This window comes from Nocardia stercoris (assembly GCF_003696265.1).
GTDB lineage: Bacteria > Actinomycetota > Actinomycetes > Mycobacteriales > Mycobacteriaceae > Nocardia > Nocardia stercoris.
Map to the genome: position 1 here is coordinate 48,543 of NZ_RFFH01000023.1, position 25,262 is coordinate 73,804.

Here is a 25,262-nt window from a genome sequence, read left to right on the forward strand (position 1 = left end):
CTGTTCAGTTGGCGGCCGCGGCGTTGTGGTCGACGTTCGCCGCGTCCAGGAACGCGGGCCGTTCCCCACCGCCGTGGACCAGCAGCGTGGCACCGCTGATGTAGGCGGCGAGCGGAGATGCCAGGAAGGCGGCGGCCTGCCCGACGTCGACGGGTTCGGCCATCCGGCCCAGCGGGATGGTGGCGCCGACCGCGGCGATGCCGGCCTCGTCGCCGTAGTGCAGTTCGCTGGATTCGGTGCGTACCGGGCCGACCGCGACCGTGTTGACCCGCACGCGCGGCGACCATTCGACGGCGAGCGTGCCGGCCAGGTTGTCCAGGCCCGCCTTGGCGGCGCCGTAGGCCGCGGTGCCCGGCGACGGGCGGCCGCCGGAGACGCTGGAGATCATCACGATCGAGCCGCCCTCGGCCTGCTGCTGCATGACCGCGTTGGCGGCCTGCGACAGCAGCAGCGGGGCGAGCAGGTTCAGCTCGACGATCTTCGAGTGGAAGCGCGGGCTGGCGTCGGCGGCCAGCGCGTAGGGCGCGCCACCGGCGTTGTTGATCAGGGTGTCGAGGCGGCCGTGCCGGGCGACGATGGTGTCGATCAGTTCGGTGACCGCGGCGCTGTCGCGCACGTCGCAGGGCAGGAATTCCGCGGTCCGGCCCTCGAACTCCACGGGTGCGCCGGGGTCGCGGCGGGCACAGGTGACGACGGTGGCGCCGGCCTGCAGGAACACCCGCGTAATGCCGGCACCGACACCGCGTACACCGCCGGTGATGAGAACAACGGTTCCGGATAGGTCCACTTGAAGCGCCATCATGCTAACCTACCAAGCACTTGCTTGTTTTTCTAGAACGGACGGTCATGGGGATCAATCGACATTCCGCGGGCGCCGGTATCGAGGTCGTAACCGTCGACTACGCACCGGTCAACGCCATTCCGTCGGCCGGCTGGTTCGCACTGGCCGACGCCGTACGCGACGCCGGCCGCGACCAGGACACCAAGGTCGTCGTGCTGCGCGCCGAAGGCCGCGGCTTCAACGCCGGCGTGGACATCAAGGAGATGAACGCGGACACCGGCCACACCGCCCTCATCCGCGCCAACCACGGCTGCTTCGCCGCGTTCGCCGCCGTCTACGACTGCGAGGTCCCGGTCGTCACCGCCGTGAACGGCTTCTGCCTCGGCGGCGGCATCGGCCTGGTCGGCAACTCCGACGTCATCGTCGCCTCCGACGACGCGACCTTCGGCCTCCCCGAGGTAGACCGTGGCGCCCTCGGCGCCGCCACCCACCTGGCCCGCCTGGTCCCGCAGCACCTGATGCGGACCATGTTCTACACCGCCGGCACCCTCACCGCGCAGCAGCTGCACCACTACGGCTCGGTGTACAAGGTCGTGCCGCGCGACGAACTCGACAAGGCCGCCATGGAGGTGGCCGAGAACATCGCGAACAAGGACGGCCGAGTCATCCGGGCCGCCAAGAAGGCGCTCAACGGCATCGACGTGCAGGACGTGCACCGCTCCTACCGCTTCGAGCAGGGCTTCACCATGGAGCTCAACCTCGCGGGCGTCGCCGACGAGATCCGCGCGCGCTTCGACGACGACCTCGCGGCCCAGAAGAAGGGGAAGTAAAAGCCATGCGCGACAAGCGAATGAGCCTCGACGAGGTCGTCGGCGAGCTCCGCAGCGGAATGACCATCGGCCTCGGCGGCTGGGGTTCGCGCCGCAAGCCGATGGCGTTCGTGCGCGCCCTGCTGCGCTCCGACGTCACCGACCTGACCGTCGTCACCTACGGCGGCCCGGACCTCGGCCTGCTGTGCTCGGCCGGCAAGGTCCGCAAGGCCTACTACGGCTTCGTGTCCCTGGACTCGGCGCCGTTCTACGACCCGTGGTTCGCCAAGGCGCGCACCGAGGGCGCGATCACCGTGCGTGAGATGGACGAGGGCATGGTCAAGTGCGGTCTGCAGGCCGCCGCCGCCCGGCTGCCGTTCCTGCCGATCCGCGCGGGCCTGGGCTCGGACGTGATGAACTTCTGGGAGGGCGAGCTGAAGACCGTTCAGTCGCCCTACTCCGACGGCGAGACCCTGGTCGCCATGCCCGCCCTGAACCTGGACGCGGCGTTCGTGCACCTGGACCTGGGCGACAAGCACGGCAACGCCGCCTACACCGGCGTCGACCCGTACTTCGACGACCTGTACATGCTGTCGGCCGAGAAGCGCTACCTGTCGGTGGACCGCCTGGTCGAGACCGAGGAACTGGTGAAAGCCGTTCCCACGCAGTCGCTGCTGCTGAACCGCATGATGGTCGACGGTGTGGTCGAGGCCCCCGGCGGCGCGCACTTCACCTTCGCCGGCGGCTACGGCCGCGACGAGAAGTTCCAGCGCCACTACGTCGAGGCCGCGAAGACTCCCGAGTCGTGGGCCGAGTTCAAGGCCCGCTACCTGGACGTGTCCGAGGCCGAATACCAGAGCGCCGTCAAGGCTTTCGCCGAGGAGCAGAAGTGACCGACACCAGCACCATCACCCGCGCCGAGGTCTGCGTCGTCGCGTCCGCCGAGATCTTCCGCGGCGCCGGCGAGATCATGGCCTCCCCCATGTCCACCGTCACCACCATCGGCGCCCGGCTGGCGCGGCTCACCTTCGAGCCCGACTTGCTGCTCTCCGACGGTGAGGCGCTGTTCTTCGCCCAGGTCCCGCCGATCGGCGGCAAGGCCCCGATCGAGGGCTGGATCCCGTTCTCCAAGGTCTTCGACGTGGTGAACTCCGGCCGCCGGCACGTGGTCATGGGCGCCAACCAGCTCGACCGTTACGGCAACCAGAACCTGTCCGCCTTCGGCCCGCTGCAGCAGCCGACCCGGCAGATGTTCGGTGTGCGCGGCGCCCCGGGCAACACCATCAACCACGCGACCAGCTACTTCGTGCCCAAGCACAACAAGCGGGTGTTCACCGACACCGTCGACGTGGTCTCCGGCATCGGTTACGACAAGATCGATCCCGCGAACCCGGCCTACCGGTTCCACCACCTGCACCGCGTGGTGTCCAACCTGGGCGTGTTCGACTTCGGCGGCCCCGACCACACCCTGCGCGCGCTGTCGCTGCACCCGGGCGTGAGCGCCGACGAGGTCGCGGAGAACACCTCCTTCGAGGTCGCCGGTCTGGCCGAGGCGGGCGAGACCCGGCTGCCGACCGAGGAAGAGCTCACCATCATCCGGACCGTCCTGGACCCGAAGGGATTCCGCGAGAAGGAGGTTCAAGCATGACCGCACAGCAGCTGCGGACGCCGCTGACCGAGCTGGTCGGCATCGAGCACCCGATCGTGCAGACCGGGATGGGCTGGGTCGCCGGCCCGGGCCTGGTCGCGGCCACCGCGAACGCGGGCGGGCTGGGCATCCTGGCCTCGGCGACCATGACCTTCGAGGAACTCGAGGTCGCGATCGCGAAGACGAAGGCCAAGACCGACAAGCCGTTCGGCGTGAACATCCGCGCCGACGGCTCCGACGCGGCCGAGCGCTGCGAGCTGATGATCCGCGAGGGCGTCAAGGTGGCCTCGTTCGCGCTGGCCCCGAAGAAGGAGCTCATCGCGCGGCTGAAGGACAACGGCGTGGTCGTCGTGCCGTCCATCGGTGCGGCCAAGCACGCGGTGAAGGTCGCCTCGTGGGGCGCCGACGCGGTCATCGTGCAGGGCGGTGAGGGCGGTGGCCACACCGGTTCCGTCGCGACGACGCTGCTGCTCCCGTCGGTGCTGGACGCGGTCGACATCCCGGTCGTGGCCGGCGGTGGTTTCTTCGACGGCCGCGGCCTGGCCGCCGCCCTGTCCTACGGTGCCGCCGGTGTCGCGATGGGTACCCGCTTCCTGCTCACCCAGGACTCGAGCGTGCCCGATTCCGTGAAGCAGCAGTACCTGTCCCGCGGCCTGCAGGACACCGTCGTCTCGACCCGGGTCGACGGCATGCCGCACCGCGTGCTCAACACCGAACTGGTGAACAAGCTGGAGCACTCCGGGAAGTACCGCGGTTTCGCCGCGGCCGCCGGAAACGCGCTGAAGTTCAAGAGCATGACCGGCATGAAGTGGTCGACCATCGTCCGCGACGGCCTGGCCATGCGCAAGCACAAGGACCTCACCTGGTCCCAGGTCATCATGGCCGCCAACACCCCGATGCTGCTGAAAGCCGGTCTGGTCGAAGGCAATACGCAAGCGGGCGTCCTGGCCTCCGGTCAGGTCGCCGGCATCATCGACGACCTGCCCACCGTCGCCGAACTGATCGACCGCATCGTCACCGAAGCCGTCGAACGCATCGACTCCCTGTCCAAGCTCCGCGCCTGAGCAGGGCAAGCGAGGCGCCCACACACCGTCTGGGCGTGTGTGGGCACCCGCACTCCACCCGAAGGTCACCCCCGCACCGGGGGTGACCTTCGGTCGTTTCGGCGCACGGCGGAAAACCGTTTGCCCGCGCTGAGATGATCAGATGCTGGAAGTACCGAAGGAGTGAGGGTGATGACGAGCCGGCAGACGACCATCCTGTGGCGGCCCACCGGTCCGCAGGAGTTGGCGCTGGTTGCGGCGTCGGGGTGGCGGGAGTGGCCGGCGCGGCTGCCCGACCAGCCGATCTTCTACCCGGTGCTGACCGAGGAGTACGCGATCATGATCGCGCGGGACTGGAATGTGCCGGCGTCGGGTTGCGGGTTCGTCACCCGGTTCGCGGTCGACACCGACTATCTCGCGGGGTACGACGTGCAGCAGGTGGGTGGGCGCGAGATCCTCGAATACTGGATCCCGGCCGAGGAGCTGCCGAACTTCAACGCGCACATCGTCGGGCGGATCGAGGTGGTGCATCGGTTTCCGGCGGAGGCCGACTACCTGCGGGCCGACCGGCACCGGTAGCTGTTCACCACAACGTGATTCGACGCCCGTAACGAGGTCACCGATCCGAAGTACCAGCGGCATTGGCAGATTCGAACGCCACCTGCCCCGCACGCGGGCTGCCTGCGTGCGCACGTGGCGCTTCGTTCGCGGGCAGTCCGCCGAGGCCCGGTGTCGTCGTCAGTAGGCGACCACGCTGCCGTTGCTGCACTGCATCGTGCCTGGCAGCGGCCCTTGCATGCCGTAGCTGCCACCCTCACCGCCGACGATGCAGGCGAGGTCCGCGAGCAGCGGGCTGACCTGGTAGAGCTGGGCCGCGAGTGCAGTGCCCGACCCGGTCGAGGTGGTGGCCGGTGCCGGCGTGGTCGTGGTGGTTTGGGCGAGCGCGGCACCGGCGCCGACGGACAGTGCGATACCGGCGGTGGCGGTCAGGATTGCGGTGCTGCGAACGAGCGGAGAGAGCATGCGCGCATGATAGAGCCGGGTGAGGGCGCTATTCGACCGTTCCCCAATGTTCGAAATGCGACTTGTTCACATCAGCCGTGCCGAACTGGCAATGTTGCCGGACCAAGGTGATGCACATCACATCGATGCGGGGTCACAGCGGCCCACGATCCCGTGTCCAACCGGGTGTAAGCAGTTCACACGGAAGGACTACGGCGATGGCCACCATCGATGTACTCGACTCGTTCATCAACTACACCGACGTCGGGACAGGCGACGTCCCGGTCGTGTTCCTGCACGGCAACCCGACGTCTTCGTACCTGTGGCGCAACGTGATTCCGCATGTCAGCGACCGGACTCGGGTGCTGGCACCGGATCTCGTCGGCATGGGCGAATCGGGGAAGCCGGACAGCGAGTACCGGTTCGCCGATCACGCGCGGTATCTGGACGCGTGGTTCGACGCACTCGGCCTGGAACAGGTCGTGATCGTCGGCCACGACTGGGGTGGGGCGCTCGGAATGGACTGGGCGGCGCGGCATCCCGAGCGGGTTCGGGGGATCGCGGTGATCGAGACGTTCTTGCGGCCGCTGCGATGGAGCGACCTGCCCCCGCAGGGCCAGGAACTGTTCCGGCGGTTCCGATCGCCGGAAGGGGAACGAATGATCCTCGACGACAACATGTTCATCGAGTTCAACCTGCCCAACGCGACCAAGCACCTGGACCCGGCCGACCTCGACGTCTACCGCTCCTACTACCCGACCCGCGAGTCCCGCAAGCCGATGCTGGCCTGGCCGCGAGCGTTCCCGTTCCCCGGCGAAACCGACGACGTGGTCGCGATCGTCGAGAACTACGACCGCTGGATGGCAGCGTCCCCTGCGGTGCCGAAGCTGGTGATGGCGGTCGAGAACGGCGTGGGCCTCGGCTCACCGGAGATGATCGACTGGGCAGCAACCACTTTCGCCTCAACCGAGGTCGTCTCCATCGGCCCGGCGGGCCACCACGCGCCGGAGGACCAGCCCGACGCCATCGGCGCCGCCGTCGCCGACTGGATCCGCAAACACGAGCTGACCGGCCAGGCTTGACCGAACACCCACCGAGGCGGCGCCGGGCGACCCGCCGAACACGCTCGGCGTGGTCGCACCGCCCGCCGCCGACACAGAACAGCCGAGCACGCTCTGGCCATGGGCGCCACCAGCCCCGGTCACTTCTCGAGAAATGGTCATCTACCTCCGTGGTCCGGGGGCAGATGACCATTCCTTGGCCGACAACGAGATCGGGGCGCACCTCCCCGAACTGGGGGTATGTACTTGCGGCGGGTCCGCTGTGGCCGAAGAATGGCGCGATGGATGCCGAACCCGCCGACGACCTGAACCCCGCCGACGTATCCGCACCGGAGGCGGATCTGGTTGCGCGCGCAGTCGCCGGTGACCGGGCGGCTGTCACGGAAGTCGTTCGGCTGCTGCAGGATCCGATCTATCGCCTGGCGCTGCGGATGACCGGTAAGCCCGCCGACGCCGAGGACGCCACCCAGGAGATCCTGCTCCGGGTCGTCGGCAGCCTCGGCACCTTCCGGGCCGAGGCGAAACTGACCACCTGGGCGTACCGCATCGGTGTCAATCACCTGCTCAACCTGCGGCGGCGCAGCCCGCAGGAGCAGGCCCAGATCAGCCTCGACTCGTTCAGCGAAGACCTGAAAGACGGTCTCGCGGAACAGGATTACCGCGGCCCGGAGGCGGAGCTGCTCACCCACGAGGTCCGGCTCAGCTGCAGCCAGGCCATGCTGCAGTGCCTGGCCCGCGACGACCGGATCGCCTTCGTCCTGGACCTGGTCTTCGAACTCGATTCGACCGAGGCCGCCTGGATCCTGGACATCACCCCCGCCGCCTACCGCAAGCGCCTGGAACGGGCCCGACAGCGCCTCGGCAACTTCCTGAACTCGACCTGCGGCTTGGCGAACCCGAAAGCCTTCTGCCGCTGCGCCCGTCGCGTCGACAAGGCCCTGGCGCTGGGCCGGATCGACCCGCACCGTACGGTGTTCGCGACGCATCGGATCACCCCCGGTGGCCGCTCGGTGGCCGCGGCTGAACAACAGATGGTCCGATTGCACGACGCCTCAGCGGTATTCCGGTCCCACCCTGACTACGCGGCACCAGAAGCACGAGTCGCGGCGATCGCGGATCTGCTGCACTCGGGCCGCTTCCCGTTGCTGGACGACCCCGGCGCCTGATCGATCCACAACCGTCCACAGGCAACCTCCGGACGGCGACGAACACGAAACCGCGGCGACGGGTCGCCGGCGATCGAGCTGCCTCCCGATCGCCGGGGTAACCCGATTCGTCCACAGCCGTCCACAGGTGTCGCAGAACCGGTCGGCGCGGGCGGCGCCGCCGCACGAAACGGCCGCCATACCGGCCTGAGCGCACAATCTTCGGACTATTCGGGCAGAAATCGCACGCAAAGACCCGACATTGAGCGCTCAGGCCGACCGAAAGCACTGTGGGCGAGCGGAATACCGCTCGCGGGAACTCACGAACTCAGCCCAGACGCTCGATAATGGTGACGTCGGCGGTCCCGCCGCCCTCACACATGGTGAGCAGACCGTAGCGACCGCCGGTGCGCTCCAGCTCGTTGAGCAGGGTCGCGAACAGCTTGGCGCCGGTGGCGCCGAGCGGGTGGCCCAGGGCGATGGCGCCACCGTTCGGGTTCACCTTGGCCGGGTCGGCACCCAGCTCCTGGATCCAGGACAGCACGACCGACGCCATGGCCTCGTTGATCTCCACCACGTCGATGTCGTCGATGGTGAGACCGGTGGCCTCCAGCGCGTACCGGGTGGCCGGAATCGGGGCCGACAGCATGTACACCGGGTCGTCACCGCGAGCGCTGACGTGGATGATCCGGGCGCGCGGGGTCAGGCCGTACGCCTCGACCGCCCACTTCGACGCCAGCAGGGTGGCGCTGGCACCGTCGGAGATCTGGCTGGCCAGGGCGGCGGTCAGGAAGCTGCCCTCCGACAGCGGCTTGAGGCCGGCCATCTTCTCCAGGCTGGTCTCGCGCGGGCCCTCGTCGGTCTTGAACTCACCGACCGGGACGATCTCGTTGTCGAAGCGGCCCTCGGCGATCGCGGCGCGCGCCCGGTTGTGGCTGCCCAGCGCCCACTGCTCCATGTCTTCGCGGCTGATGCCCCACTTCTCGGCGATCAGCTGCGCGCCGCGGAACTGCGACACCTCCTGGGTGCCGTAGCGGGCGTCCCAGCCTTCGGCGCCGATGAACGGCGACTCGAATCCGTACTGCTGCCCGGCCAGCATGGCCGAGGAGATCGGGATGGCGCTCATGTTCTGCACACCGGCGGCGACCACGAGCTCGGCGGTGCCGGCCATGATCGACTTGGCGGCCAGGCCGATGGCGAGCTGGCTGGAACCGCACTGGCGGTCGACGGTGGCGGCCGGAACCTCTTCGGGATAGCCGGCGGCCAGCCAGGCGGTGCGGCCGATGTTGCCGGCCTGCGGACCGATCGCGTCGACGCAGCCCATGAAGACCTCGTCGATGTCGGCCGGCTGGACCGCGGTGTTGCGCGCGAACAGACCCTGCAGGATAGTGGCGCCGAGGTCGGCCGGGTGGATGCCGGCCAGCGAACCACCGCGCTTGCCGATGGCGGTGCGGACGGCGTCGACGACGAAGACCTCACGCGCCTGGGTCACTGCCGGACGGGGAATGGAAGGGGGCATTGCAACTCCTACGTGCGAGGCATCCGAAAGCCGGTGCCGGTGTTGTCCACCGACTCGGTCAACGCCCGCAGGCGCCGGCGCGGTGTCACCGTGCCGCGCGGCCGAGTGGTGGTGTTTGTCACTGCGTGTTCCCGATCGAGGCAGGTACGTCGGCGGTGCCGACATTCGGCACGGCCAGCCCGTCGAGGACGATGGTGAGGTATTGCTGGGCCAGCATCTCGGCCGGCACGCGGCCGCCGGGCTTGTACCAGCGCACGGCGACCCAGACGGTGTCGCGCAGGAACCGGAAGACCAGTTCCACGTCGAGTTCCGGGCGGAAGCTGCCGTCGGCGACGCCGCGCCGCAGCACCTGGTACCAGAGGTCGCGGAATTCCTTCGCGTACTCGTCGATGTAGGCGAATCGCGGTGTGCCGCTGAGCTGTTTGGCCTCGGCCTGGTAGATCGCGACAGCCGAGTTGAACCGGTCGAACGATTCGCAGGAGGCCACCACGAGCGCTTCGAGCGTGGCGCGGGCCGGGAGGTCGGCGGCCACGATGGTGCGGTAGCGGCCGAACAGGTCGGTCAGGAAGCTTTGCAGGATCTCGTCCGCGATCGCTTCCTTGGAATCGAAGTGGTGGTAGAGGCTGCCCGATAGGATTCCCGCCGCGTCCGCGATATCGCGGACCGTGGTGGTGCGCAGTCCACGCTCGGCGAACAGGTCGGCCGCGATGCCGAGCAGCTCGGCTCGGCGGGCGGATTTCACGGTGTCGGACACGGTCACCCGCCCATCCTACAACCAAGCGCTTGCTTGGGAGACGGGATGTGGTCAACGGTACGAATATCGCAGCGGCGACGACACGGACAGATCCGCGAGCAACCGGTCACAGATCACCACCGGCGGCACCCCCGCCCGCATCAACCGTGCCACCAATGCCAGCCGCCGCTCACAGCTGTCCCACTCGACGGTCAACAACCCGCGCCCCGGGCCGGCGTCCACGGTGGCCAGCACCCGCGGTGGCCCCTTCGGCGCCGGCACCTCCACCAGCTCCAGCAGCATGCCCCGCCGCCACGCCCGGAAGGTGTCCATATCGGCGCCCGCGACCAGCTTGTCGGTCGCCGCGCACAGCCCGGCGGCGATCCCGTCGGCGAATTCCGCCCGGTCCGTACCGCCGCGCTGACAGCGCCGCACCACCTCGAGCAGATCGGACCGCACCTCGCGCAACACCGCCAGCCGCCGCGCCCGCGACTCGTCGTCGGGTTCGCTGTGGCGACCGTGCCACCGATCGGACCCCCGCACCCGGTCGGCACCCGGAACTCGCCGGGTCACACCCGGAATCCGGTCCCCTTCCGGGGGCATCAGCTCGACGGCACGACGCGCCGCGCCGGCCGGGTCGACACCGAGCAACTCGGCACCCAGCCGCAACGCAGCGAGTACGACGTCGGGCGGATCGCGCTGTTCACGCCCCGCGCGGCGGCGGTCCGGACCCATGGGTCACGTCCTTCGAAAGCGGAAAACCGTGCATACCAGCATCCCACGGGGATACCCAGCCGGCGCCACTCAATATCGACGCACGGAACTCGCCGCCGCGGCGAATTCGGCCCGTACACACGAACGCGCCGCGCCGACGGTCACCCTGTGGGGTTCGTCGGCACGGCGCGTTCGAAGGTCGTACCGGTGCGGATCCGGGCGAACTTGTGGAGCCCGGACGCGCATCGCGCGGGGTTACGCGCGCTGGCTGCTCACCGAGACGGTCTCACCCGTCAGGTACGAGGTGTAGTCGCTGGCGAGCATCGCGATGGTGGTCGCGATCTCCCACGGCTCGGCGGCGCGGCCAAAGGCCTCGCGGTCGGCGAGCTTGTCCAGCAACTCGGCCGAGGTGACCTTGTCCAGGAAGGCGTGGCGGGCGATGCTCGGAGCGACCGCGTTGATCCGCACGCCGTATTCGGCGGCCTCGAGCGCGCTGCAGCGGGTCAGCGCCATCACGCCGGCCTTGGCGGCGGCGTAGTGGGCCTGTCCCGGCTGAGCACGCCAGCCCAGCACGCTGGCGTTGTTGACGATCACCCCGCCGTGGCCCGCGTCGCGGAAGTACCGCAGCGCGGCCCGGGTGGCGCGGAACGTGCCGGTCAGCGTGATGTCGACCACGATGTCCCATTGCTCGTCGGTCATGTCGACGACCGGGGTCTCACCGCCCAGCCCGGCGTTGTTCACCAGGATGTCGATGCGCCCGGCCAGCTGGGCAGCCGTGGTGATCAGGTTGTCGACCTCGGCGGTGCTGCTGACGTCGCACGGCACACCCTGGACCTTGCGGTCGGGGTAGGCGGCCGACAGCTCGTCCACGGTCTCCTTGAGCCGGCGCTCGTGCCGGTCGGAGATCACGACGTCGGCGCCCTCGGCGAGCAGCCGGTCGGCGGTCGCCGAACCGATGCCGGTGCCGGCCGCGGCGGTGATCAGCGCGCTGCGACCGGCCAGCAGGCCGTGCCCGGCGGGCTTGGGCGGGGCGGGGAAACTCGACACTGTGGTCCTTTCCGGATTTCTACGCGGGGCTCAGCGCGCCTGCCGGGGCAGACCCAGCACGCGCTCGGCGAGGATGTTGCGCTGGACTTCGCTGGAACCGCCGTAGATGGTGTCCGCGCGGCTGAACAGGAACAGGCGCTGCCAGCGGTCGAGGTCGCCCTCGGGGGACAGCAGCCCGGCCGGGCCGAGCACGTCCATGGCCAGCTCACCGACGTTGCGGTGCCAGTGCGCCCACAGCAGCTTCGAGATCGGCGCCGAGTTGGCGGTGCCGGACGCGGCGCCCTCGGTGGCGCCGGCCAGGGTGCGAACCGCGCTGGCGCGCATCACGCGCAGGCCGATCCACGCCTTGTCGAAGCGGTCGGCGATCAGCGGGTCGGTGATCACACCGGTCTCGGTGGCCACGGCCTCCAGGTCGGAGAGCTCGCGGGCGAACCGGATCTGCTGGCCGACGGTGGACACACCGCGCTCGACGGCGAGCGTGCCCATGGCGGTCCGCCAGCCCTCACCGGGCGCGCCGACCACCAGGTCGGCGGCGGTGCGGGCACCATCGAAGAACACCTCGTTGAATTCGGCGGTGCCGGTGAGCTGCACGATCGGGCGCACCTCGATACCCGGCTGCTTCATCGGCACCAGCAGGTAGGACAGGCCGCGGTGGCGGGCCGAGCCGGGCTCGGTGCGGGCGACCACGAAGCACCAGTCGGCGAGGTGGGCCAGCGAGGTCCACACCTTGTGGCCGTCGATGATCCACTCGTCGCCCTCGAGCCGGGCCGTGGTGGACACGGCGGCCAGGTCGGAGCCGGCGCCGGGCTCGGAGTAGCCCTGGCACCACAGCTCGGTGACCGATTTCACGCCGGGCAGGAAGCGCTGCTTCTGCTCCTCGGTGCCGAAGGCCAGCAGGGTCGGGCCCAGCAGCTCCTCACCGATGTGCGATACGCGGCCGGGGGCCTCGGCGCGGGCGTACTCCTCGTGGAAGATCACCTGCCGGGCCAGGCTGGCCGCGCGGCCGCCGTACTGCACCGGCCAGCCCAGGCAGGTCCAGTTGTTCGCGGCGAGATGCCGATCCCAGGCCAGCCGCTCCTCGAAGGCCTCGTGCTCGCGGCCCGAGCCGCCGAGTCCGCGCAGTCCGCGGAACTCGCCGGACAGATTCTCCGCCAGCCAGTCCCGGATCTCAGCCCGAAATTCGGCGTCGCCCGCCGCTGTGTCCGTGTTGTCCTGCGTCATCCAAAGACCTCCGTCACCGTCGTCTCAGCACCCTGCCCACGCTGCTCGAACCGCGCGCGGATGGTTCCGTCGCGTAGGCCGTCGAGACTTACGTCGCTGAAAGCCATGGAGACCTACGTCTCATGGGCAATTGTGGGACTCGGATCACTACTACTCCGGTAGAGTAACCTACCAAGCACTTGCTTGTTTAGAGATCGGGGGTCACCGTGGCCGATACCGCGGAGACGATTCCTCTCGCACTGCGGCACGCCGCCGCAGTGCGCGGGGCACAACCCGCCGTTCAAGACGGCGAAACCCACCTGAGCTGGGCGCACCTGCTCGAGCAGGTGCGCACGGTCGCGGCCGGACTCACCGCCAGCGGCGTGCGCCCCGGCGACCGGGTCGCCATCTGGGCGCCGAACTCCTGGCGCTGGGTGGTGGCCCTACTCGGGCTGCACTACGCCGGAGCCACCCTGGTTCCGCTCAACACCCGCTACATCGCCGAAGAGGCCGCCGACCTCATCCGTCGCGTGGACGCGAAGGCGCTGTTCATCACCGAGCCGTTCCTCGGCCGCGACCTGCTGGCCGACCTGCGCGCCACCGACCCGGACCTGAAGGTGCCGGTCGTGGTGCGGGTTCCGGTGGACGGCGGCACCGACGCCGGTACTGCCGCCGACACCGCGCTGAGCTGGGATGACCTTCTCGCCGCGGGCGTCGACACCAGCGGCGCCGACGCGATCGCCGATGCGGTCACCCCCGACGATGTGTCCGACATCATGTTCACCTCGGGGACCACCGGCCGCAGCAAGGGCTGCGTCGTCACGCACGGACAGGCCGTCGACGTCGCCCGGGCGTGGGCCGAATGCGCCACCCTCGGCCCCGACGACCGCTACCTGGTGATCCCGCCGTTCTTCCACAACTTCGGCTACAAGGCCGCCATGGTGGCCTGCCTGGTCACCGGCGCCTGCATCGTGCCGCAGTCGAACTTCGACATCCCCGAAGTGATGCGGATCATCGCGAAGCGGAAGATCACCGTGCTCACCGGGCCGCCCACGATCTACCAGAGCATCCTCGACCACTCCGACCGCGCCACGGCCGACCTGTCGAGCCTGCGCGTCGCCGTCACCGGCGCCGCCACCGTGCCCGAGATCCTGATCGAGCGCATGCGCTCCGACCTGGCCTTCGACGTGGTCCTCACCGCGTACGGCCTGTCCGAGTCCGCCGGCTTCGGCACCATGTGCCGGCTCGGCGACGACTCGCACACCATCGCCACCACCTCCGGCCGGCCGATCGCCGGCTTCGAGCTGCGGATCGGCGAGGACGGCGAGGTGCTGCTGCGCGGCCCGAACGTGATGAAGGGCTACCTCGACGACCCGGAGCAGACCGCCAAGACCATCGACGCCGAGGGCTGGCTGCACACCGGCGACGTCGGCACCGTCGACGACAACGGCAACCTGCGGATCACCGACCGGCTCAAGGACATGTACATCAGCGGCGGGTTCAACGTGTACCCCGCCGAGATCGAGAAGGCGCTGCGCCGGCTCGACGGTGTCGCCGACGTCGCGGTGATCGGTATCCCGGACACCCGCATGGGTGAGGTCGGCAAGGCCTTCATCGTCCGGCAGCCCGGCTCCGGCCTGACCGCCACCGACGTGTTCACCCACGCACACCGGTCCATGGCCAAGTTCAAGGTGCCGCGCGACGTCGAGTTCCGCGACTCGCTGCCCTACAACGCCGGCGGCAAGGTGCTCAAACATCAGCTGCGAGAGGAGAAATCGTGACCACACCCGACACGGGCGCCGAGACCGACGTCGTCACCTACGAGCGGCGCGGCCGCGTCGCGCTGGTGACCATGAACCGGCCCGAGTACCGCAACGCGCAGAACTCGGCGATGACCTACGCGCTCGACGCGGCCTTCGAACGGGCCGTCGCCGACCCGGAGGTCGGCGTGATCGTGCTGGCCGGCAACGGCAAGCACTTCAGCGCGGGCCACGACATCGGCACCCCGGGCCGGGACCACGAGGCGGTCTTCGAGAACAAGGCCGCCCTGTGGTGGGACCACGTCGGACGCCAGGGCGGCGACATGCGCTTCGCCCGCGAGATGGAGGTCTACCTGGGGATGTGCCGCCGCTGGCGCGAGATCCCCAAGCCGACCATCGCCATGGTCCAGGGCGCGTGCATCGCCGGTGCGCTGATGCTGGCCTGGACCTGCGACATGATCGTCGCCTCCGAGGACGCCTTCTTCTCCGATCCCGTTGTGCGCATGGGCATTCCGGGTGTCGAGTACTTCGCCCACCCGTGGGTGCTGGGCCCGCGCCGGGCCAAGGAGGTGCTGTTCACCGGTGAGCGCTTCACCGCCGCTCAGGCCGACGCCTGGGGCATGCTGAACCGTGTCGTGCCGCGCGCGGACCTCGAATCCGAGACCCTCGCGCTGGCCGAGCAGATCGCCACCATGCCGCCCTTCGGTCTGGCGCTCACCAAGAAGGCCGTCAACCAGTGCGAGGACCTGATGGGGATGCGCGCCGGCATGGATTCGGTGTTCGGCCTGCACCACTTCGCCCACGCCCACAACGCCGAGGTCGGCCTCGATTCGCTGGCCGGCATGAACGCCCGCAGCATGCGCGACGCCGCGACGGCAGTGCCGTCGGCGAATCCCGCTGCCGCCGAGAAGAACGGGAACCACTGATGGATCTCGATATCCCCGATTCCGCCCGGGAATTCCAGCTCGAGGCCCGAGACTGGTTGCGCGCCAACGTGCCCGCGAACCCGCTGCCCTCGATGGACACCGCCGAGGGGTTCGAGCTGCACCGCGAGTGGGAACACAAGCTCGCCGACGCCCGCTGGGCCGCGGTGTCCTGGCCCGCCGAATACGGTGGCCGCGACGCCTCGATCCTGGAATGGGTGCTGTTCGAGCAGGAGTACTACGCCGCCGCCGCACCCGGCCGGGTCAGCCAGAACGGCCTGTTCCTGTTGGCGCCCACCCTGTTCGAGCACGGCACCCCCGAGCAGCACGCCCGAATCCTGCCGAGACTCGCGCGCGCCGACGACATCTGGGCGCAGGCCTGGTCCGAGCCCGAGGCCGGTAGCGACCTGGCCGCGCTGCGCTCGACCGCCAAGCGCACCGACGGCGGCTGGCTGCTGTCCGGTCAGAAGACCTGGAGTTCGCGAGCGGCGTTCGCGGACTGGGCTTTCGGGCTGTTCCGCAGCGACCCCGAGCAGGCCCGCCACAAGGGCCTCACCTACCTGATGTTCCCGTTGAACGCCGAGGGTGTCACCGTGCGCCCGATCGAACAGCTCGGCGGCGGAGTGGGTTTCGCGGAGATCTTCCTCGACGACGTGTTCGTCCCCGACCGCGACGTCATCGGCGAGGTGAACCAGGGCTGGCGGGCGGCCATGAGCACCGCCAGTAACGAGCGCGGCCTGTCGCTGCGCAGCCCGGGCCGGTTCTCCGCGACCGCGCGAAAGTTGTTCGAGCTGTGGGAAACCCACGGCGACCCGAACGACACCGCCATGCAGCAGCGCGTCGTCGACGCCTGGGTGGGTGCCGAGGCCTACCGCCTGTCCACCTTCCAGACCGTGACCCGGCTGGCCGCGGGCGGCAACCTGGGCTCGGAGTCCTCGATCAACAAGGTGTTCTGGTCCGAGCTGGATATCGCCATGCACGAGACCGCGCTGGACATCCTGGCCGGCGCCGGAATCACCGGTGAGGCATGGGAAGCCGGTTTCCAGTTCTCCCTGGCCGGCCCGATCTACGCCGGTACCAACGAAGTCCAGCGCAGCATCATCGCCGAGCGGCTGCTCGGTCTGCCGCGTGCCCGACGCGCGAGTTAGGAACGGCTGTGCATTTCACTCTGACCTCCGAACAGAACGACTTCGCCGACAGCCTGCGGGCATTGCTCACAGCGGCGAATCCGACCGAGCTGACCCGTGATTGGCGGTCCGGCCGGACCGACAGCGGCTCGGCCCTGTGGCAGCAGCTCGCCGAGACCGGTGTGTTCGGCCTGACCGTCGACGCCGAATTCGACGGCCTCGGTGCCACTCCCGTGGATCTGGTGGTGGCGTTCACCGAGCTGGGCCGCGCCGCGGCCCCGGGTCCGCTGATCGCCAGCGCTGCCGCGATTCCCGCACTGCTGCAAGCACTTCCGGATTCCGGTCCGGCCAAGGAGCTCCTGTCGCAGACCGCCGAGGGGACCGTCGCGACCGTGTCGTTCGACGCCACCACCCCCGCGATGGACGCCGACCTGGCCGAGATCCGCCTGCTGGTCACCACCGACGAGTCGGGCGTGCCCACGCTCAGCACCGCTACCGCCGGGGAGCGCGCGCACTCGATCGACCCGGGCCGCCGGATCTTCGCGCTGGTGCCCGATCGGGTCCTGGCCCAGGGTGACGGGGTCGCGGAAGCGGTCGCCGCCGGATTCGACGCCGGTGTGCTGGCCGCCGCCGCCTACCTGCTGGGCGCGGGCCGCGCGCTGCTGGAGACCAGCGTCACCTACGCGCAGCAGCGCAGCCAGTACGGTGACCCGATCGGCCGCTACCAGGCCGTGCAGCACCAGCTGGCCGACGTCCGGATCGCCCTGGACATGGCCGAGCCGCTACTGCTGCGTGCCGCGCTCACCCAGACCGGTCCCGAGGGCTGGGCCGAGTCCGCCGAATCCACTCGATCGCGGGACGTCTCGGCCGCCCACCTGGCCTGCGCCGCGGCCGCCTACCGGGCCGCCCGCACCGCCGTGCAGATCCACGGCGCCCTCGGCTACACCGCCGAATTCAATCTCGCCCCCTGGCTGACCACCATTTTCGGTCTGCGCCAGGTGTGGGGCACCGAACTCGAACACCGCACGCGGATCGCCGCCGCCCTGCGCACCGAAGGAGCCACAGCATGACCGCCGCCGCGGAACTCACCGAACTCACCGACACCGTGCGGGCCGTCCTCACCAAGCACGGTGGAAGGGACTCGCTGCGCGGCACCCTGGGCACCGCGCCCGGCTTCGACGAGAAGCTGTGGCGCATCCTGTGTGACCAGGTCGGTGTCGCCGCGCTGGCGATCCCGGAGGAGTACGGTGGGATCGGCGCCGGCCTGGCGCCGATGTTCGCGGTGGTCGAGGAGCTGGGCCGCACCCTGCACACCCCGCCGCTGCTCGGCTCGGCGCTGCTGGCCACCCAGGCCCTGCTGTGGACCGGCAACACCGAGGCCTGCGAGCGGCTGCTGCCCGAGGTCGCGGAGGGCTCCCGGGTCCTGGCGCTGGCCTGGGCCGGCGAGCAGGGCTGGGACACCCCGGGTGTCGTGGCAGCCGACGGGGTCCTGAACGGGACCGCCTCCTACGTGCTCGACGGCGACGTCGCCGGCACCCTGCTGGTGGTGACCGAGGACGGCCTGTACGAGGTCGACGCCGCCGCGACGGGTGTGACCCGGCGCGACCGCGAGACCATGGACCCCAGCCGTCGGCTGTCCGAGTTCACCTTCGACGGCGTGGCCGCCACCCGCCTGGGCGACGTCCCGCAGCAGCGGTTGCGCGAACTGGCCTGGGTCGCACTCGCTTTCGAGCAGGTCGGCGCGGCCGACCACTGCCTGTGGATGACCGTGGAGTACACCAAGACCCGCGAGCAGTTCGGCCGGCCGATCGGTGGCTTCCAGGCACTGCAGCACCGGATGGCCGACATGTACGTGCAGGTCGAGTCCGCGCGCTCGATGGCGCTGGCCGCGGCCGCCGCCCTGGAGAACGGCTCCCCCGACACCGCCCTCGAGGTGGCGTCGGCCCGCCGCTACTGCACCCAGGCCCTGCAGGCGGTGACCGCCGAGACCGTGCAGATGCACGGTGGTATCGCCATCACCTGGGAGCACGACGCGCACCTGTACTTCAAGCGCGCCCACGGCGACGCCCAGCTGTTCGGCAAGCCCACCAGTCTGCCGCGGCCGGTCGCCTCGGCCTGAGCATCCGAGCGCGAGGTAGGCATCCGGCCCGAGCGCACAATCTTCGCCCTCCGGCGGCAATTTTCGCCTGGTAGGACGAATGATTGTGCGCTCAGGCCGGAGTCGTGCCGCCGGAGTCCACTACCTGCGCGGCTCGAGCCGGGCGGGAGCGCACGATGTTCGGCCGCGAGCGGCAATTCCCGCCCGATCGGACCGAAGGCTGTGCGCTCGGAGCGGAGCAGCTGCCGACCGAGTGCGGCCGCTACCCGACAGCTCGACCGCGAGTACGTTGAGTTGGTATGAGCGATGCCAACCGCGGGCGGGTCAAGTTCGAGCGCGGCCACAAGCGGGTTCGCACCTATATTGCGGGCCGGCTGGTGGCCGACACCCTCACACCGGGTCTGGTGTGGGAACTCCCCTACTTTCCGACCTACTACGTCCCGCTCGCCGATGTGCGGGCGAAGCTGGAACCGACCGGCACCACGAAACACTCACCCAGCCGAGGCGACGGCGTCGAGTACGACGTCGTCATCGACGACCTCCGCCGCCCGGGCGCGGCCCTCTGCTACCCCGACTCCCCGATCCCCGAACTGCGCGACCAGGTCCGCCTGGACTGGAACGCCATGGACGAGTGGTTCGAGGAGGACGAGCCGATCTACGTCCACCCCCGCGACCCGTACTCGCGGGTCGACATCCTCGGCAGCTCCCGCCACGTCCGGGTGGAACTCGACGGCGTCACCGTCGCGGACTCCCACAGCCCCCGCATCCTCTTCGAAACCGGCCTCCCACCCCGCTACTACCTGCCGCTGACCGACACCCGCATGGACCTGCTGGCCCCCTCCGCGACCGTCACCCACTGCCCCTACAAGGGCACCGCGGCCTACTTCACGATCCGCATCGCGGGCACCGACCACCCGGACCTCGCCTGGATCTACCGCACTCCCCTCCCCGAGAGCCAGAAGATCGCCGGCCTGGTCTGCTTCTACAACGAGAAGCTCGACATCTACCTGGACGGCGTCCTGCAGGAACGCCCCCGCACCCATTTCAGCTGAGCGACACCGGGTTACCGGACCACGGCCGCGGATCCCGTTCGCCGCAAATCGCTTCGGTGGTCCAGGATCTTTGCCCACCCGGGCGATGGTCGTGGTGGGCGGGCGCGCGTGGCCGCCGGTGAAAATCGGTGATTCAGGCGGGAGAGCCGTGGTCCGATGCCTCGTGCGAGTCGAGCCGCCGGTCCCCGGGGAAGCGGGGAAAGGTGGTCCGAAAGCGGTTTTCCGCCACCCCGATACCCCACACCCTCGCGGTGCGGGTACCGCCGTCGGGAGTCCACCGCTCGCGGCGGTAGAAGCGCTCGGCCCGTTCGTTGCCGTCGAGCACCCACAGCACCGCTTCGTCGTATCCGTTCCGGCCGAGCTGGGTTAACGCGCCGAGCAACAAGAGATGTCCGATGCCGTGCCGCCACAGCGGCGGGTCGACGTAGCAGGCCAGGACCTCGCCGACCGACTCCGGTTCCCCGGCCGGGCGCGGACCGGTGGTGACGACACCGCCGATGCGGCCGGCCGTGTCGACCGCGACCTGGGTCGCCGGATCATCGGGTCCGATCCGGTCGAAGGTGTAGCGCGCGGCGCGCTGCGCCGGGTCCAGTCCGGCCAGGAAGTCGGCCGGGAGCAATCCGCGGTAGCCCTCCTGCCAGGACCGGACGTGCAGTGCGGCCACGGCCGTCGCGTCGTCGGGCACGGCCCGGCGCAATGTCCACATCCGCCGATTGTGGCCCGCCGGGCACCCGTTCGCGACCGGATTACCGCCGCTCCCGCTACTATCCGTCGAGCCCCGGGCCGCTGGACCGCCCGGAAGAGGAGATCATCATGTTCTTTCCGACTCCCGCGGCACCGATCGGCGAATTCGTGACGGTCGGGGGCCGGCGTGTGCACCTGCGCCGCGACGGGGATCCGGCGGCGCCGGCGATCGTGCTGGTGCACGGGTTCGCCGGGTCGCTGCGCTGGTACGACCGGGTGGCGGCGCAGCTCGCCGACCGCTTCCATGTGCTGCGGTTGGATCTGCGCGGTCACGGATTCAGCGGCGGCGACACCGATCTGGACGCTCCGGCGCAGGGCCGCACCCTGGCGCTGGTGCTGAGCGAACTGGGCCTGCGGGAGGTGACGCTGATCGGTCACTCCTTCGGCGCCGACGTCGCGCTGTCCGCCGCGGAACAGTTCCCGGGAACCACGGCGGTCGGGATCATCGACCAGGCACCGGATTACAGCTACGCGACCTTCCCGCCCGGCAACGGGCTGCTCGCCCATCCGGTGCTCGGCCCGATGCTGCACCGGCTTTCGCTGCCCGCGTTCACCCGGCTCGGTCTGCGTCTCGCGGTCGCACCGGGTTTCGATCTGGCCGTCGCATTCGACGACCCGAACCAGCCCGTGGTCGACCACCACATGACGAGCCCCGACATGGCCCGGGTGGTCATCGCCGACCGCCGGATCCGCTTGGCCGCCAACCCTCTCGACGCACAACTGCGCGCTCTCGGCCTCCCCGCACTGGTCCTGCACGGCGACTCGGACTCCATGTACGACACCGCCCGCACCGAGCAGCGCTACCGCGACGCGGGCGCCGAGTTCCACGTCGTCGCGGGCGCCGGCCACTCACCGAATGTGGAGCGCCCCACCGAAGTCGCCCAGCTGCTCGCCGAATTCGTCACGGCCCAGCGGGTTTCACCGGCCTGAGCGCACGAACGGTGGGCGTCGGCACGAGCCGCGTCGACGGCGATCGACAGCAATACCCAACTGGCAGAGCCTCTCGAACGACAGCGACCCTCGAACGACATCGGCACCCACGGTGGATTCCACCGTGGGTGCCGATAGGTATGTCGTCCGGGCCAGCAGGACCCGAGCCCGTTATTCGCCGACCGGTAGGTCTCCGGATTCCACGGCCGCTTCGATGGTGGCGAAGAGGTCGGGGCAGGACTGGGGACGCGGCGGTGCGAACTGCCGCAGGTACGGGCAGGCGACCGCCGGGTCGGCGGTCCACTGCACCGTGGTCTGGTGCTGACCGGACTTGCGGACCAGCACCTCGGCCGCACAGGACCGGCAGGTCAGCGGCGTGAGGCCGCCTTCGGTGTAGCGTGCCTGGTCCTGGGTGGTCTGGGCGCGGACCTCGGCCTGCTTCGCCGGTTCCCCGGCGAAGTCCGGGGCCTTCGCCCAGGCCATCAGTCTGCCGCCCCGGCCGTGGCCGCTTCGGCCTCCGCGCGCTGGCGCAGGTTCTCGGCCACCTCGGCCTCCCACGCCTTGTTGGCGCGGGTGGTGTCGACCTCGAACTCGAAGCGGTCGGTCATCTTCGGGTCGATGTCGGCGACGTCGACGTAGAACTGCTGGTACCAGCGACGCAGCTGGTAGACCGGCCCGTCCTCCTCGCACAGCAGCGGGTTCTCGATCTTGGACTTGTGCTTCCAGATCTCGACGTCCTGCAGGAACCCGTCGCCGAAGAAGTCGGCCATGCTCTTGGCCAGCTTGTTCGCGGTCTTGTCGTCGAGACCCTTCGGGATCTCCACCGACAGGCCGTATTGCAGCACGAACGAGTCCTGCGAGACCGGGTAGTGGCAGTTGACCAGCTGCACGGTGATCTCGTACCCGCCGTACGAGTTGATCAGCGGGTTGATCATGTAGGACGGGCCGAAGTAGGAGGCTTCCGACTTCAGCAGGTTCTCCCCGCCGTACTTGGCGGCGGCGCCGATGTCGGGCCGGCCCTTGCTCTCCAGGAACTGGGTCGCCACGTGGCCTTCGAAGACGTTCTTGAAGTACGTCGGGTAGGCGTAGTGGATGTAGAAGAAGTGCGCCATGTCCACGACGTTGTCGACGATCTCGCGGCAGTTGGCGCCCTCGATCAGCATCGTGTTCCAGGTCCAGTCGGTCCAGCCCGGGTTGCGCTCCTCGATACCGGCGCCGGAGGCGTCGGTGTAGGGGCCCTCGATGTACGGGATGGTGACGTCGTCCGGGGGCGGGTTGCCCTCGTGGTCGTGCCACACGTACAGCTGGCCGTTGCGCTCGAGCGTGGTCCAGGACCGGGTGCGCGCGATCGGCGGGACTCGGCGGGCGTACGGGATGCCCGTGCACTTGCCGTCGCCGCCCCAGCGCCAGTCGTGGAACGGGCAGGCGACGGAGTCGCCCTTGACGGTTCCCATGCTGAGGTCCCCACCGAGGTGGCGGCAGTAGCCGTCGAGTACCTTCAGCGCACCCTTGCTGTCGGCGAACACGACCAGCTTGGTCCCGAACGCCTCGATGGAGTGCGGCTTTCCGTCCCGGAACGGTGCCGCCAGGCCGATGCAGTGCCAACCCCGGGCGTATCGGGTGGGGTTCGCCCCCACATCGATCTCACGCACTTTTGCCCGCGCCTCCGCCATGGCAATGCTCCTCTCTTCGATACTGGAACACGTTACATTTTTGCCGCCGCCTCCGCCAGCAAAGTGAAAACTAGCCGCACCGTCGCTCGGAGCAACGCGTTTACCGGGAACACTCGACAGCAAACAAGAACGTGTTCTAGCCTCAAAGCTGAGGGGACGAACGTCCCGGCCGTACCAGCCCAGGCAGGAGCAACTGGCGAGATGACGCAAGAAGTAGTTGAGCGGGTCGAGGCGTTGCTGCCCACCCTTCGCGACCGGGCCCAGGAAACCGAGGACCTGCGCAAGCTCCCCGAGCAGACCGTCAAGGACCTGCAGGCCACCGGCTTCTTCAAGCTGGTTCAGCCCCGCCAGTGGGGCGGCTACGCGTGCGACCCGATCATCTTCTACGACACGGTCCGCAAGATCGCGAGCGCCTGCGGTTCCACCGGTTGGTGTGCCGGCATCCTCGGCATCCACAACTGGCACCTGGCCCTGTTCGACCAGCGCGCACAGGAAGAGGTCTGGGGCGAGGACACCGACGTCCGGATCTCGTCCTCCTACGCCCCGATGGGCGCCGGTGTGGTGAGCGAGGACGGCGACGGCTACATCGTCAACGGCTCGTGGGCCTGGTCCTCCGGCTCCGACCACGCCGACTGGGTGTTCGTCGGTGGCCCGGTCATCAAGAACGGCAAGCCGGTCGACTTCGGCTCCTTCCTGATCCCGCGCAGCGAGTACACCGTCAACGACGTGTGGCACGTGGTCGGCCTCAAGGGCACCGGCTCCAACACCGTCGTGGTCAAGGACGTGTTCGTCCCGCGGCACCGCTTCCTGAGCATGAAGACCATGAGCGACCTGGCGTCGCCGGGCCTGGAGCAGAACACCGACCCGCTGTACAAGATGCCGTGGGGCACCATCCACCCCGCCGTCATCACCACCCCGATCATCGGCATGGGCTACGGCGCGTACGAGGCCCACGTCGAGCACCAGGGCAAGCGCGTGCGCGCGGCGTTCTTCGGTGAGAAGGCCAAGGACGACCCGTTCGGCAAGGTCCGGATCGCCGAGGCCGCCAGCGACATCGACGCCGCCTGGCGTCAGCTGTCGGGCAACATCAACGAGGAGTACGCGTACCTGCTGGCCGGCAAGGAGGTCCCCTTCGACCTCCGCGTCGCGGCACGCCGCGACCAGGTGCGGGCCACCGGCCGCATCATCGCCTCCATCGACCGGCTGTTCGAGGCCTCCGGCGCCACCGCGCTCGCGGAAGGCACTCCGCTGCAGCGCTTCTGGCGTGACGCGCACGCCGGCCGGGTGCACGCCTCGCAGGACCCGGAGCGCGCCTACCAGATGTACGGCACCCACGCGTTCGGCCTGCCGATCGCGGACACGATGGTGTAACCATGACCGCAGTGGGAGAGATCACCTACGAATCCACCTCGCGCTACGCGCAGGTGCGACCGGACCTGAAGCTGCACTACCACGAGGCCGGCGTCGGCAACGGTCCCACCATCGTGCTGTTGCACGGCGGTGGGCCGGGCGCCAGCTCGTGGTCCAACTTCGCCAAGAACATTCCGGTGCTGGCCAACGACTTCCACGTCCTGGCCGTGGACCAGCCCGGGTTCGGCAAGTCGGACAAGCCGACCGAGCATCCGCAGTACTTCGTGCACTCGTCCTCGGCACTGAAAGACCTGCTCGACACCCTCGGCATCACCGAACGTGTTCACCTGCTGGGCAATTCGCTCGGCGGCGGCACCGCCACCCGGTTCGCGCTGGACTTCCCGGACCGCGCCGGCAAGCTGGTGCTGATGGGCCCCGGCGGCCTGAGCACCAACCTGTTCGCGCCGGACCCGACCGAGGGCGTGAAACTGCTGTCCAAGTTCAACTTCGAACCCACGAAGGAGAACCTGGAGGCGTTCCTGCGGATCATGGTCTTCGACCAGAAGCTGATCACACCGGAACTCGTCGAGGAGCGTTTCGCCTCGGCGAGCGAGCCGGAGTCGCTGGCGGCCACCCGCGCGATGGGTAAGTCCTTCGCGGGCGCGGACTTCGCCAAGGGCATGATCTGGCGCGACGCGTTCAAGCTGCGCCAGCCGGTCCTGATGATCTGGGGCCGGGAGGACCGGGTGAACCCGATCGACGGCGCGCTCGTGGCATTGAAGATGATTCCCCGGGTGCAGCTGCACGTGTTCGGCGGTTGCGGCCACTGGGCCCAGCTCGAGAAGTTCGACGAGTTCAACCGGCTGGCGACCGACTTCCTACTCGGCGTCAAGGAGAAGTGAG

At 69.3% G+C, this 25,262-nt stretch carries 26 protein-coding genes; 16 read left to right on the plus strand and 10 right to left on the minus strand.

Annotated elements, in window-relative coordinates:
• Positions 1 to 4: 4 nt before the first annotated feature.
• Positions 5 to 799 carry an SDR family oxidoreductase gene (locus EBN03_RS30925; protein WP_122191751.1) on the minus strand — a complete coding sequence of 265 codons (795 nt, stop codon included), beginning with the start codon at positions 797 to 799 and terminating at the stop codon, positions 5 to 7.
• A 47-nt stretch (positions 800 to 846) separates the two neighbouring features.
• On the opposite strand from EBN03_RS30925, the gene EBN03_RS30930 reads away from it, so the two are divergent.
• From EBN03_RS30930 to EBN03_RS30950, 5 genes are all read left to right on the plus strand, one after another.
• On the plus strand, positions 847 to 1,611 hold the full coding sequence (locus EBN03_RS30930) for an enoyl-CoA hydratase family protein (RefSeq protein WP_122191701.1): 765 nt from the start codon (positions 847 to 849) through the stop codon (positions 1,609 to 1,611).
• Between the two features lie 5 nt (positions 1,612 to 1,616).
• The gene (locus EBN03_RS30935) at positions 1,617 to 2,483 is read left to right on the plus strand and encodes a CoA transferase subunit A (RefSeq protein WP_122191702.1); all 867 of its coding nucleotides are present in this window, start codon (positions 1,617 to 1,619) and stop codon (positions 2,481 to 2,483) included.
• A complete protein-coding gene (locus EBN03_RS30940; protein WP_122191703.1) occupies positions 2,480 to 3,238 on the plus strand; it encodes a CoA-transferase subunit beta in 759 nt (252 codons plus the stop codon). The genes EBN03_RS30935 and EBN03_RS30940 overlap by 4 nt, the downstream gene beginning before the upstream one ends.
• On the plus strand, positions 3,235 to 4,302 hold the full coding sequence (locus tag EBN03_RS30945; protein ID WP_122191704.1) for an NAD(P)H-dependent flavin oxidoreductase: 1,068 nt from the start codon (positions 3,235 to 3,237) through the stop codon (positions 4,300 to 4,302). Before EBN03_RS30940 ends, EBN03_RS30945 begins: the two co-directional genes overlap by 4 nt.
• 171 nt (positions 4,303 to 4,473) lie before the next feature.
• Positions 4,474 to 4,860 (plus strand): ADP-ribosylation/crystallin J1, encoded by a 387-nt coding sequence (locus EBN03_RS30950; protein ID WP_122191705.1) that lies wholly within the window; start codon positions 4,474 to 4,476, stop codon positions 4,858 to 4,860.
• Between the two features lie 159 nt (positions 4,861 to 5,019).
• Here EBN03_RS30950 and EBN03_RS30955 read toward each other — a convergent pair whose 3' ends face one another.
• Positions 5,020 to 5,304: a hypothetical protein gene (locus tag EBN03_RS30955; protein WP_122191706.1), complete on the minus strand. Its 285-nt coding sequence runs from the start codon at positions 5,302 to 5,304 to the stop codon at positions 5,020 to 5,022.
• A gap of 197 nt (positions 5,305 to 5,501) precedes the next feature.
• Between EBN03_RS30955 and EBN03_RS30960 the strand changes: the two genes are divergently transcribed.
• Both EBN03_RS30960 and EBN03_RS30965 read left to right on the plus strand, forming a co-directional pair.
• Positions 5,502 to 6,365: a haloalkane dehalogenase gene (locus EBN03_RS30960; protein WP_122191707.1), complete on the plus strand. Its 864-nt coding sequence runs from the start codon at positions 5,502 to 5,504 to the stop codon at positions 6,363 to 6,365.
• A 260-nt stretch (positions 6,366 to 6,625) separates the two neighbouring features.
• A complete protein-coding gene (locus EBN03_RS30965; RefSeq protein WP_122191708.1) occupies positions 6,626 to 7,510 on the plus strand; it encodes an RNA polymerase sigma factor in 885 nt (294 codons plus the stop codon).
• Between the two features lie 307 nt (positions 7,511 to 7,817).
• Here the strand turns inward: EBN03_RS30965 and EBN03_RS30970 are convergent, their stop codons facing one another.
• From EBN03_RS30970 to EBN03_RS30990, 5 genes are all read right to left on the minus strand, one after another.
• The gene (locus EBN03_RS30970) at positions 7,818 to 9,008 is read right to left on the minus strand and encodes an acetyl-CoA C-acetyltransferase (protein ID WP_122191709.1); all 1,191 of its coding nucleotides are present in this window, start codon (positions 9,006 to 9,008) and stop codon (positions 7,818 to 7,820) included.
• Between the two features lie 118 nt (positions 9,009 to 9,126).
• Positions 9,127 to 9,768 (minus strand): TetR/AcrR family transcriptional regulator, encoded by a 642-nt coding sequence (locus EBN03_RS30975; RefSeq protein WP_122191710.1) that lies wholly within the window; start codon positions 9,766 to 9,768, stop codon positions 9,127 to 9,129.
• Between the two features lie 45 nt (positions 9,769 to 9,813).
• Complete coding sequence (locus tag EBN03_RS30980) at positions 9,814 to 10,476, minus strand: hypothetical protein (RefSeq protein ID WP_122191711.1); 663 nt, start codon at positions 10,474 to 10,476, stop codon at positions 9,814 to 9,816.
• A 234-nt stretch (positions 10,477 to 10,710) separates the two neighbouring features.
• Positions 10,711 to 11,502, minus strand: a complete 792-nt coding sequence (locus tag EBN03_RS30985) for an SDR family oxidoreductase (RefSeq protein ID WP_122191712.1) — start codon at positions 11,500 to 11,502, stop codon at positions 10,711 to 10,713.
• A gap of 30 nt (positions 11,503 to 11,532) precedes the next feature.
• Positions 11,533 to 12,723: an acyl-CoA dehydrogenase family protein gene (locus tag EBN03_RS30990; protein WP_122191713.1), complete on the minus strand. Its 1,191-nt coding sequence runs from the start codon at positions 12,721 to 12,723 to the stop codon at positions 11,533 to 11,535.
• A gap of 206 nt (positions 12,724 to 12,929) precedes the next feature.
• Here EBN03_RS30990 and EBN03_RS30995 point away from each other — a divergent pair, with 206 nt between their 5' ends.
• The 6 genes from EBN03_RS30995 to EBN03_RS31020 all read left to right on the plus strand — a co-directional run bounded on the left by EBN03_RS30995 (position 12,930) and on the right by EBN03_RS31020 (position 19,662).
• Positions 12,930 to 14,483 carry a FadD3 family acyl-CoA ligase gene (locus EBN03_RS30995; protein ID WP_122191714.1) on the plus strand — a complete coding sequence of 518 codons (1,554 nt, stop codon included), beginning with the start codon at positions 12,930 to 12,932 and terminating at the stop codon, positions 14,481 to 14,483.
• Complete coding sequence (locus tag EBN03_RS31000; protein ID WP_122191715.1) at positions 14,480 to 15,388, plus strand: enoyl-CoA hydratase; 909 nt, start codon at positions 14,480 to 14,482, stop codon at positions 15,386 to 15,388. Before EBN03_RS30995 ends, EBN03_RS31000 begins: the two co-directional genes overlap by 4 nt.
• Positions 15,388 to 16,533 carry an acyl-CoA dehydrogenase family protein gene (locus EBN03_RS31005; RefSeq protein WP_122191716.1) on the plus strand — a complete coding sequence of 382 codons (1,146 nt, stop codon included), beginning with the start codon at positions 15,388 to 15,390 and terminating at the stop codon, positions 16,531 to 16,533. Before EBN03_RS31000 ends, EBN03_RS31005 begins: the two co-directional genes overlap by 1 nt.
• Before the next feature lie 8 nt (positions 16,534 to 16,541).
• A complete protein-coding gene (locus tag EBN03_RS31010) occupies positions 16,542 to 17,582 on the plus strand; it encodes an acyl-CoA dehydrogenase family protein (RefSeq protein ID WP_122191717.1) in 1,041 nt (346 codons plus the stop codon).
• The gene (locus tag EBN03_RS31015) at positions 17,579 to 18,631 is read left to right on the plus strand and encodes an acyl-CoA dehydrogenase family protein (protein WP_122191718.1); all 1,053 of its coding nucleotides are present in this window, start codon (positions 17,579 to 17,581) and stop codon (positions 18,629 to 18,631) included. Before EBN03_RS31010 ends, EBN03_RS31015 begins: the two co-directional genes overlap by 4 nt.
• A 278-nt stretch (positions 18,632 to 18,909) precedes the next feature.
• Positions 18,910 to 19,662 carry a DUF427 domain-containing protein gene (locus EBN03_RS31020; RefSeq protein ID WP_122191719.1) on the plus strand — a complete coding sequence of 251 codons (753 nt, stop codon included), beginning with the start codon at positions 18,910 to 18,912 and terminating at the stop codon, positions 19,660 to 19,662.
• 133 nt (positions 19,663 to 19,795) lie between these two features.
• On the opposite strand, the gene EBN03_RS31025 is transcribed toward EBN03_RS31020, so the two are convergent.
• Complete coding sequence (locus tag EBN03_RS31025) at positions 19,796 to 20,368, minus strand: GNAT family N-acetyltransferase (protein WP_122191720.1); 573 nt, start codon at positions 20,366 to 20,368, stop codon at positions 19,796 to 19,798.
• A gap of 107 nt (positions 20,369 to 20,475) precedes the next feature.
• Here EBN03_RS31025 and EBN03_RS31030 point away from each other — a divergent pair, with 107 nt between their 5' ends.
• Positions 20,476 to 21,336 carry an alpha/beta fold hydrolase gene (locus EBN03_RS31030; RefSeq protein WP_122191721.1) on the plus strand — a complete coding sequence of 287 codons (861 nt, stop codon included), beginning with the start codon at positions 20,476 to 20,478 and terminating at the stop codon, positions 21,334 to 21,336.
• Between the two features lie 171 nt (positions 21,337 to 21,507).
• Here EBN03_RS31030 and EBN03_RS31035 read toward each other — a convergent pair whose 3' ends face one another.
• Together EBN03_RS31035 and EBN03_RS31040 are read right to left on the minus strand one after the other, a co-directional pair.
• Positions 21,508 to 21,819 carry a hypothetical protein gene (locus EBN03_RS31035; protein ID WP_122191722.1) on the minus strand — a complete coding sequence of 104 codons (312 nt, stop codon included), beginning with the start codon at positions 21,817 to 21,819 and terminating at the stop codon, positions 21,508 to 21,510.
• The gene (locus EBN03_RS31040) at positions 21,819 to 23,009 is read right to left on the minus strand and encodes a Rieske 2Fe-2S domain-containing protein (RefSeq protein ID WP_122191723.1); all 1,191 of its coding nucleotides are present in this window, start codon (positions 23,007 to 23,009) and stop codon (positions 21,819 to 21,821) included. The genes EBN03_RS31035 and EBN03_RS31040 overlap by 1 nt, the downstream gene beginning before the upstream one ends.
• 201 nt (positions 23,010 to 23,210) lie before the next feature.
• Between EBN03_RS31040 and hsaA the strand changes: the two genes are divergently transcribed.
• Positions 23,211 to 24,380: a 3-hydroxy-9,10-secoandrosta-1,3,5(10)-triene-9,17-dione monooxygenase oxygenase subunit gene (gene hsaA / locus EBN03_RS31045; RefSeq protein ID WP_122191724.1), complete on the plus strand. Its 1,170-nt coding sequence runs from the start codon at positions 23,211 to 23,213 to the stop codon at positions 24,378 to 24,380.
• 2 nt (positions 24,381 to 24,382) lie between these two features.
• Positions 24,383 to 25,261 (plus strand): 4,5:9,10-diseco-3-hydroxy-5,9,17-trioxoandrosta-1(10),2-diene-4-oate hydrolase, encoded by an 879-nt coding sequence (gene hsaD / locus EBN03_RS31050; RefSeq protein ID WP_122191725.1) that lies wholly within the window; start codon positions 24,383 to 24,385, stop codon positions 25,259 to 25,261.
• Position 25,262: the final 1 nt, after the last annotated feature.